We start from the raw sequence: 10,204 nt of genomic DNA on the forward strand, positions 1-10,204 counted from the left end.
GATTCGAGCCTGGATCGATTCCTGGCTCAACCCAAATGGGAAATATCGGATTAATCTATCTAACGGTCAGACGGTATGGCAGAATCGCTCCGTTGGAAAAGGCGCGCTGACTTGTGCAGAGGGGCATATCTATATGAGAAGCGAATCGGGCCCTTTGGCTTTGGTCGAAATCAATCCCAGGGCCTACGTCGAAAAAGGACGATTCAATCAACCTCAACGTAGTGGCAAGCCTGCCTGGTCGCATCCGGTTGTTGCAGATGGGAAATTATTCTTGCGCGACCAGGATCTACTTTTGTGTTATGACGTCCGTGGTAAATAACGGTGTTCAACTCGTTTGAGTATGAAATTGAACCAGTAACAAATTGAAAATTAGCGTAGAAAACGTAGTGCCCATCTCTTTGGAATGGCTCAGCCTGCGTCCCAAATTTGAAAGAAAAGCGAATGTGGTTTAAAAGTGCTCTGCAAAACAAGCTGTGTTGGATACTGTCCATTTTGACGGTTACATTCTTGTTCAACAGTCAAATCAAACTGATTGCGGCAGAATCGGATAGCGGTCGTCCTAATATATTGTGGATTACCAGCGAAGACAACGGCCCACATCTGGGGTGTTATGGGGATCAATACGCAAATACGCCCCACATCGACAAATTGGCTTCTCAGGGAACGCTTTATTTGAATTGCTGGTCGACTGCTCCTGTTTGTGCGCCCGCGCGAACCACCCTGATTACTGGCATGTATCCCACCTGCCTGGGAGCAGAGCATATGCGCAGCATGGTGAAACTTCCCGATGACGTTTTCATGTATCCCCATTACCTCAGAAAGTCTGGTTACTATTGCACGAATAACAGTAAGGAAGATTACAATGTGGCAAAAACGGGAACTGTCTGGGATCAATCAAGTAGAAAGGCACATTGGAAGAATCGTAAACCGGGGCAACCATTTTTTGCTGTTTTTAATCATACAATTAGCCACGAGAGTAAAATTCGAAACCGTCCCCACACTTTAGTTCATGATCCTGCCAAAGTTCGGATTCCCGCTTACCATCCGGATACACCCGAAGTACGCCATGACTGGGCGCAATACTATGATCGTATCACCGAGATGGATGCTTTGGTTGGCAAAAATTTGAAAGAGTTGGCAGATGCCGGTTTAGCCGATGATACGATCATCTTCTATTACGGAGATCATGGTTCGGGGATGCCACGTAGCAAGCGCTGGCCTTATAATTCTGGCTTGCAAGTTCCGTTAGTCGTTTATATTCCACCCAAATTTCGGAAATTAGCTTCGGCGGATTATCAAACGCAAGGTAAGTCAGATCGACTGGTTGGTTTTGTTGACTTTGCGCCGACTCTACTCAGTCTGGCTGGCATTAAGCCTCCTGCTTATATGCAGGGGAATGCGTTTATGGGACAACATGAAGCGACACCTCAAACTTATCAGTTTGGATTTCGAGGCAGAATGGATGAGCGCTACGACCTTGTGAGATCGGTTAGAAACAAGCGTTATCTCTATATCAAAAACTATATGCCTCACAAAGAGTATGGACAATATCTGAATTATATGTTCCAGACACCAACGACTCAGGTTTGGAAGAAAATGTATGATGCAGGAGAGCTTTCCCCACCTCAGACCTATTTCTGGGAAACGAAGCCAGCGGAAGAACTCTATGATCTTCAGGCAGATCGAGACGAGGTACATAATCTGGTGAAGTCAGATCAACATCAGAAAATTCTGGCAGAGTTGCGCGAAGCACAGCATAAGAAAATATTGGCTGTTCGGGATCTGGGCTTTCTTCCAGAAGCGGAAGTGCATAGTCTTTCAGATGGTGGCGCCCCCTATCTCATCTCGCAAAATTCACAGCTTTACCCGCTGAAGCAAATTCTGGCGATGGCTGAAATCGCATCGTCCGGAAAACCTGATTCGGTGAATAAACTGATTGCAGGGTTAGACGATCAAAATTCTGCCATTCGTTACTGGGCGGCCATGGGTCTGTTGATGCGTGGTGAAGGAGCAGTCAAGAATGCACGGAACAAGTTGCGCGAATCATTAGATGACTCCTCAAAATCAGTTCGGTGTATTGCTGCAGAAGCACTGGGGGAATATGGTAATCAAAAGGATGTTCAGGATGCTGTGAATACTTTGTATTCGCTTTCTAATCTCAACCGGGATGGCGTCTATATTGCAATTCTCGCGTTGAATGGGCTTGATAAGTTGGGTAATGACAAGGTTGCTCCGGTAAAAGAAAAGATTGCTCAGTTACCTTTAAAGAACCCTCAACTTGATAGACGATTGCAATCATACGTCATGCGATTGATTGAACGGATTCAGGAAAAAACAGCCCAGGAAAAATAGAGGGAATGGTAGAGAAGTATTGCAGATCAGAAGCTGAGATGAAGTTCAGTTCGTCATCTCAGGCTTATGATTTATCAATTCGAATTCCCACTTTGAAATTACCAATCGTGACTTCTTTCATTTCTGCCGTGCTGTCAGTTTGCTCGATTTGATCTCCCAGTGTTTCTCCCAGGATATACTCTGACCAGGTCGAGACTGCCCGTTCTACTTCTGTCGCGCCATAGGAATTGAAGTAGATTTTGATCCGATCCTCAATCTCTAGATCAGCCTCTTTGCGAAGTTGTTGCACGTGTCGGACAAAATCGCGAGCCATTCCTTCCTGCTCCAGCTCAAGCGTTAATTTAGTTGAGATAGCAATTTGGATTCCCTGATCATCTGAGCAAATCCAGTCTGCAGCCTGTTCTGTTCCAACCAGGACATCTTCCGGACCCAGATCAATCTGATTTCCTGATAGTTCAAGTGAGACAGACTCACCTCGCCTGAGTGGTCCAAGTACTGCATCGCCGATTTCAGGAAGTTGCTGTCGAAGCATTCCCAAAAGTTTACCATACTTGGGACCTAGCGTTTTAAGGTTCGGTTTATAGGTATAGCTGACAAGCTCGTCGAGGTTTTCGCAGCAAGTGACTTTTTTGATATTTAATTCTTCTTCAATAGTATTTGCCAGACTTTTAATAGCCTCAGTCTGCTCTTGGGTATGGCAGGTAAATCGCATTTCAGCAAGAGGTTGACGAACTCGCTGGTTGGACTCATCCCTCAGCTTATGTCCTAATTTGACGACAATTTGCGCTTGTAATGCATGGAAATTGAGTTCCTGGTCCAACAATGATGGGTCGCATTGTGGGTATTCACAAAGATGCACGCTGGTAGGGGCAGTCTTGTCCCAGCTCGTGACCAGATTCTGGTACATTCTCTCGCTGAGGAAAGGGATACTCGGGGCTAATGTCTTGGAGAGTGTGACCAGGACTTCAAACAATGTTTGATAAGCGGCGAGTTTATCGGTGTCGTTTGCGTCTTGGGAACGCCAGAAACGACGTCGATTGCGCCTGATGTACCAGTTCGATAAATCATCAATAAACGCTGCCGCCTGTTTGAGGAATGCGGCATAGTTATATGCTTCGATTTCAGTCTTGGCAGTTTCCAGTAAGAATTGCAGATTTGATAAGATCCAACGATCAATTTCAGGGCGTTCGCTCACGGGGATGTTTTTTTGTGAGGGATCAAATTCATCCAATCGGGCGTAGTTGATGAAAAAGGCGTAGGAGTTCCAAAGAGGAATCAACACATGCCTTCGAATTTCATCTGCTGGTTTACTTTGTACCAGACAAGTAGGCGCCCCTTCTTTTGTTTGACTGATTGAGCCTTCTGGCGTATCCAATGTCATCGGCTTTTCTGGATTTCGCATACCGAAACGCAGGTCGGATGCGGGGTTATGCGCCAGATACATCAAACGCATCGTATCCACCCCTAATTGTTCGGCAGCTTCCTCAAACCAGATCGCTGTTCCATCTGATTTATGCATGGGTTTCCCTTCCTCATTCAGAACCAGACGGTATCCAAGCAAGGTTTTGAAGGGGGGAGTCCCATCCATCATCGTGGCCATCGAGAGCAGCGCATAGAACCAGTTCCGGAATTGACCAGGGAAGCATTCCGTAACAAGATCAGCTGGATACCATTGTTTCCAAGCTTCTTGGTTTGTGTTGTATTGCATCGTGGAAAAAGGGACGATACCTGCATCAAGCCAGGGGTTTCCGACATCGGGGATACGTGTCATGAGATTTCCCGACTTGGGATTGCGAAGCTTCACGGCATCGATCCAGGGGCGATGAGGCGTATGCCCTTCTAAGGCTTCCCAACCTTCGACTGCACGCTCTTTGAGTTCATCCAAAGAACCAATCACTTCAAAATCACCGGTTTCTTCGTCGACCCAAATTGGGAGTGCCAATCCCCAGAATCGTTTCTTGGAGACCATCCAATCGCGCATATTGGTAAGCCATTCCAGTTCATGCTGTTCGCCATCAATACTGGAAGGAACCCAATTAATTTGTCGTGTTACATCTTTAATTTCTTCTCGCCAGTCCATGTTGATGAACCATTCATCAACCAGGCGGAAAATCAATTCGTCACCAGTCCGCCAACAGTGCGGGTAAATATGGGGATAGGGTTCTACATTTACCAGGAGGTTTTTTTGTTTCAACAACTCAAAAACTAATTCCGGTGTCTCGGGGCAAATGGCTTCTTTTCCTGTAAAGACACCAAATCCATCTTCGAAACGTCCGTCTTCACCTAATGGAGCGATTGCTACCAGGCCTAATTGAATGCCCAGTTGATGGTCAACATCGCCACAGCCTGGCGCAGTATGGACAATCCCGGTCCCTTCGCCGGCAACCACATGTGGATTGCCTTTAAAATCTCGGCCACCATCAACGACTTTATGGCAGGAAACTCCTGTTTGTTCCAAAAGAGATTCATCAGAGGGGTGTCCGCCTGGAGATTGCTGGGCAGGGAGCTCATCAAAAGGCCCTGTGTATTCCCAGCCCACCATCTCTGCACCTTTGATGGTCTCGATGACTTCATAGCCCCCCTGCTCTTTAAAAATTTGTGCCAGGGTTTTCAGTTTGGGAACATCTTTCGGCCACGACCATTCAGGTCTGCCAAAGCCTTCTTTGAATTCGCGACTCAGCCTTTGGTATTCCAGGTTTTCTTTTGCAAAGTAATAGATGGCGTCATCTTTCTTTGCCCGCAATTTGACATACTCCAAGTCGGGGTTCACGGCAGCAGCAACATTGCTCGTTAATGTCCAGGGAGTTGTGGTCCAGATCAGTAGATTTTCATTCTCACGGTTTTTTAAGGGGAACTTTACAAAAACTGAGCTATGGACCGATAGTTTTCGTCCGTCAGCGACTTCCATTTGGCTATAAGCACTGCCTCCACGGCCTGACCAGGGCATCACATCGTGGCCACGATAGATTTTGCCACGTTCAAAACATTTTTTGAGAAACGTCCAGATGGTTTCGTTATTTTCGGTTGAAAAAGTGAAATAACTTCCACCCCATTCAGCGTTTCCAAGTCTTGCGACTAGTAGATCGGCTTTATCAGTAACCTGTTTTCCTGTGGGGGCCGTGATGGTAACTTCCGTATCTTCCCCTACGAACTCGGCCAGTTTACGTAACTCTTCTGGATCGTCCCAATCCATCCAGTAACCCAATCGGATCGATTGTTCGGTTTGGCGGGCAGCAAAACGCAATACTCGTTTTTTGCACTCGTTTACGAATTTGTCGATGCCATGTTCGGCGACTTCCTGTTTCGTCCCATAGCCTAATTCTTTTTCAACTTCGACTTCCACCCAGAGTCCCTGGCAATCGAAACCGTTTTGGAAACGAAGTTCGTGTCCGGTCATCGAATAGTAGCGCTGGTATGCGTCTTTGTACGCTCGACCCCAGGCGTGGTGCACCCCCATTGCGTTATTGGCAGTCATGGGACCATCAATAAAGGACCATTTGGGTTTCCCTTTGTTTTTTTTTCGCAGCTGATCAAAAATCTGGTTTTCTTCCCAGAATTTGAGAATCTCGTGTTCACCTTTGATGAAACTGGCATCGGTAACTTTTTGAAACATCGGTTTATCTTATTGTGTCTTGATGATTTGAACTTGAGTTTGAAGAATTAGAAAAAAGTCCGGTAGCCTTTGATGCTGGATATACCGTTTCATTTCCTGATACGGTACCCTGCAAATGAACTTTTTCAACGCGAATTATGATAGCCGGAATGCGTTCAGTATTACATAGACTGGGCTTTCTTACGAGTGCTATAAATTCGTATTTATACCTGTTTTGCGATAATTTTACCAATTTGAGACTCCGAATGTCATCATCACCAGAGCCTTCACTGCACATTGTACTCTACCAGCCTGATATTCCTCAGAACACAGGGAATATTGGTCGTACCTGTGTCGCCATTGGCGCCAAGCTGTGGCTGATCAGGCCGCTTGGATTTAAGCTCGATGAAAAACATCTACGGCGTGCGGGCATGGATTATTGGCAACATTTGGACTGGGAAGCCGTTGACAGTCTGGCTGACGTTCAATCCCGGCTCTCCGACAGGACATGGTGGAAGCTGACCAAGTTCGCGACTCGCTTTGTGTGGGATGCGGATTTTGAGCCGGGGCATGTTTTCCTGTTTGGTAGTGAAAGTAATGGCCTGCCTCCACGAGTTCTGGAGGAATCCCCCGATTCCAATTTAAAACTACCTATGCTGGAACAAGTTCGTAGTCTCAATTTGGCCAGCACTGCAACAGCAGTCATGTATGAAGCCATTCGTCAGTTTGGGGGACTCCGTTAACCGAGAGCCTATCTTCCTCTACCTGTAACTGGATACGCCGGATCCTGGAATCCTTTACCACTGTGTTCTCCGGGAGGCACCAGCGAATTGATAAACGCTTCATCTTCGGCTGTGATTTCAATATCCAGGCAGCCCAGGTTGTCGTCAAATTGTTCCATTGTACGCGGGCCAATAATGATCGAGGTCAGGATCGGGTTGGCGAGACACCAGGCCAAAGCGAAATTCGTCATCGAAACCCCTTTTTGATCACAGTATGCTGCAATTTCCTGTGAAAGTTCAATGCTGACATCCCGGAGTTCTGCTTCATTCATTCGCTTATCATTTCGGGAAGCACGGCTACCTTCTGGAAAAGGCTGATCTTTTTGATACTTGCCGGTTAATATTCCTCTGGCGAGAGGGCTATAGCTGACGACGCCAATGCCCTTCTCCTGGCAAAGCGGCATTAGTTCCACTTCAATATCCCGGTTCATGATATTATAGAGCGGTTGAACACAGCTGAAGGAATGAAGGTTTCGAACATCGCTGGTCCATAGAGCCTCCGCCAGCCGCCAGGCACGAAAATTTGAACAAGCGATATATCGTACCTTGCCAGATCGTACCATATCATCCAAAGCGCGAAGCGTTTCCTCTATGGGAGTCTGGTAATCAGGAGTATGAACGTAATAGAGATCGACATAATCAGTTCCCAGTCGCTGCAGACTACGATCCAGTTCGCGTATGAGATGGACTCTGCTGGCCCCTGCATCATTTGGGCCTTCGCCCATCGGAGCGCGTCCTTTTGTCGCGAGAATGACTTTATCGCGTCGATCCGTCAGAGCTTTTCCGACGACAGTCTCCGAGCCACCGGTACTGTACATGTTTGCGGTGTCGAAGAAATTGATTCCCAGATCGATTGCTTTATGCATAATCGAAATGGAATCTGACTCATTGGTGGGGCCCCCGAACATCATTGTTCCGAGACATATGGGAGAAACTCGTACTCCCGCTTTTCCTAAGTTGCGATAATCCATAATTGTTATTCCTGATGAATTGTGGGATTTACGAATGCTTGCAGGCTAATCTCTCTATCTTGGTGTTTTAGGTCAGATTTCTCAAGGGACCTTAAATTCCTTGAATATGCGTGGTTGAAGATTCTATCAAAGCCTGTTAAAGTAGCGTTTTGAAAGACGATTGATTTATTGATGATCTCGTTATCAACATATTGTTTAACTGTTAATCTAAAACACGTTCATTGATTAACATAAATTGAAATAGATTAAATACACTTGTTAAAAGTAGAAACGAAAGGCATTTCTCCTAATGGGAACTAAGAAGACAGGTAAAGGTCGCCGAAAGATAGGTCGCAAAAAACGACGTGCTCGAGCTAAAATCAGACATCGTAAAGGCTAGAATCGGCACTGCTTTGTTGAATTGTTCTAAGAGCCTTTGATGACGATCTTTTGGATTTGAACATGCTTTCTCACAGCTCTGTAGACTTGAATTAAGCATGATCCGGTTGGCAAATAATCAAGCTTGGCTATATGAATTTTAAAAGGGGCTCAATGAAGCCCCTTTTTTTAATGGTCTCTAGCGTTAAAACTCGAATTAGCCGGTGCCTTACCAGTATTTCTCAAAATGGATAGTACCTGGGGATTTCGGCGTGGATAATTGATATCCCTGCTCTGTAAGTAATTCGACCATTCCCTTTGATTCGGGAAAGACCAGCTCCCCGTTTTCGTCTTTTTCTGGAAGGCCAATCATCGAGGGATTTCCACAGAGAAAGATGTGAGTTTGTTCCGGGATTGGGGTCCAGCCAAATGACTCCCTGAACTTTTCCTGTGCGATCACATCTTGCAAATATTGCTTGCCAACATAGTGCGGATGATTTTGATCTATATTTTCTGGTTCCCGAGTCGTAAATGCGCCATAGTGGTAATTAGGAAAGAGTTCTTGCAATTGCATTTGTTGATCTAAATAACCAAGGTCTCCCTTGTAACGTACACAAGTCATCGAAGTAATTTGTCCGGTGTGACCTCGCTTTAGTAATTCAATCGACATGGAATTGTGTGGGGCTTCTCCCGTACCAGTACCGGCAAAGATGACATTGTCTGTAGGCTGGATGGGTTTGAGTGTATAGGTTCCTACAGGTTTTTTTCCAAGATGCAGCCGGTCTCCTACCTTTAACCGAAAGAGTCTCGGCGTGAGTGGCGGATCATCCGAATCAGGACGTAAAACCAGTGTAATATAAAATTCCAGATAGTCGATCTGGTCATTTGAGACGAGTTTGCCACTTGAGTCCAGCATTGGACAGGAGATCGAATAGGCGCGGCGAACCAATTTTGGCTTGGGTAGTTCTGCCAGCGGGCCATCATCGACACGGGCTTCCCATGAACCCAGACCGAGAGTGGTATATTGCCCACCTGAATAAGTGGGGATCTCTGCATCGGGCTTGACTCGAGCAATCATCAAATGATCATGGGGCATGCGCAAATCAAGGATCGTTGCGTTGTAATGTTTGTTCTGTAACTCTTCAATTTCAGATGTCGATTGCCCGGGTGGCGGGTTCGGAGGATTCATGACTCTCCCTGTCGCGCTCAAAACCACCTCGAAAGGTGGACTATTTCAGGTTGGATTGCGGATATCTATATTCAAATATCTAAAGATGATTTCTTCCTCTATCACTTTTTTACGTCAGATTGTCAAGTCTAACAGGTGCTTTAATAATGCTCTGTTTCATATCGAATCGATTTTGTGATTTGTAGAAGCTTAAACAATTGTCAGGATCCTGCGATCACCGGTTCATTTTCTATCACAAATCGTCTTGATTGAATTGATCGGGTGCAGATATTTACGTATCGCTAGATTGGGTTATTTAGATTTTGTGCCTTGTATATTCACTCCACTGCCTATCAGCAGATTATGGCTGTAACACCAATTATAGAAAGCTCCTGTCTTTTCAGGAGGCAATATCTTCGTATTTTCAAACCCGGCCTGTTCAAACCAGGATTCAAGTTCTGCAATTGTATGGTGGTACTGATAAGCAGGCGCATACCAGTCGAAGGTATCACAGACGCGGTTTTCCTGGTTGGGATGATTACTGAAATTGATGATTTTGTTCAGGGTTTTGTTAATCAACGGAATTCCACCCACCCAGGCTCCGAGTCGGCACCAGGATTCCAGTTTTTCCGGGGGCATGCGTGTGGTAATTTTGCGAAGCCCTGAATTGATCCATTCCTGCCACCACTGGTTCTTTCGATAGAGCCAAACGGAATAGCGACCACCGGGTTTGACCATACGGGCCACAGCGTCAAAGACAGCGCGTGTCTCTTTGTCGTGGTGCATCACACCAATCGAAAACACAAAGTCAAATGATTGGGGTTCAAAAGGTAGCTGCTTGAGATCGGCCTGGACCAAGTACACATTTTCAAGATGACTACAGAGCGTCTGTGCTTTTTCAACAGCGGTTGTATGGTCTGCACCAAATACGTTCCCCCCCGCTTCGGCGGCTACTTTACAGTACCGACCACCACCACAGCCG

6 protein-coding genes and 1 pseudogene are annotated in these 10,204 nt (G+C 46.1%); 3 read left to right on the plus strand and 4 right to left on the minus strand.

What is annotated here, in order from left to right; all coding sequences use genetic code 11:
- Both Q0668_RS23515 and Q0668_RS23520 read left to right on the plus strand, forming a co-directional pair.
- Window positions 1–319, plus strand: a pseudogene (locus Q0668_RS23515) (hypothetical protein); the annotation flags it as partial.
- 122 nt (window positions 320–441) lie between these two features.
- Window positions 442–2,352 (plus strand): sulfatase-like hydrolase/transferase, encoded by a 1,911-nt coding sequence (locus Q0668_RS23520; RefSeq protein WP_298868987.1) that lies wholly within the window; start codon window positions 442–444, stop codon window positions 2,350–2,352.
- 64 nt (window positions 2,353–2,416) lie between these two features.
- Here the strand turns inward: Q0668_RS23520 and Q0668_RS23525 are convergent, their stop codons facing one another.
- A complete protein-coding gene (locus Q0668_RS23525; protein WP_298868988.1) occupies window positions 2,417–5,965 on the minus strand; it encodes a class I tRNA ligase family protein in 3,549 nt (1,182 codons plus the stop codon).
- 245 nt (window positions 5,966–6,210) lie between these two features.
- Here Q0668_RS23525 and Q0668_RS23530 point away from each other — a divergent pair, with 245 nt between their 5' ends.
- Complete coding sequence (locus Q0668_RS23530) at window positions 6,211–6,687, plus strand: tRNA (cytidine(34)-2'-O)-methyltransferase (protein WP_298868989.1); 477 nt, start codon at window positions 6,211–6,213, stop codon at window positions 6,685–6,687.
- 8 nt (window positions 6,688–6,695) lie between these two features.
- Here Q0668_RS23530 and Q0668_RS23535 read toward each other — a convergent pair whose 3' ends face one another.
- From Q0668_RS23535 to Q0668_RS23545, 3 genes are all read right to left on the minus strand, one after another.
- Window positions 6,696–7,697 (minus strand): aldo/keto reductase, encoded by a 1,002-nt coding sequence (locus tag Q0668_RS23535; protein WP_298868990.1) that lies wholly within the window; start codon window positions 7,695–7,697, stop codon window positions 6,696–6,698.
- A gap of 586 nt (window positions 7,698–8,283) precedes the next feature.
- A complete protein-coding gene (locus Q0668_RS23540; protein ID WP_298868991.1) occupies window positions 8,284–9,243 on the minus strand; it encodes a ferredoxin--NADP reductase in 960 nt (319 codons plus the stop codon).
- A 291-nt stretch (window positions 9,244–9,534) separates the two neighbouring features.
- Window positions 9,535–10,204 (minus strand): class I SAM-dependent methyltransferase (locus Q0668_RS23545; RefSeq protein ID WP_298868992.1); only part of this gene is annotated, 670 nt, incomplete at its 5' end.

This window comes from uncultured Gimesia sp., assembly GCF_937910335.1.
Lineage (GTDB): Bacteria > Planctomycetota > Planctomycetia > Planctomycetales > Planctomycetaceae > Gimesia.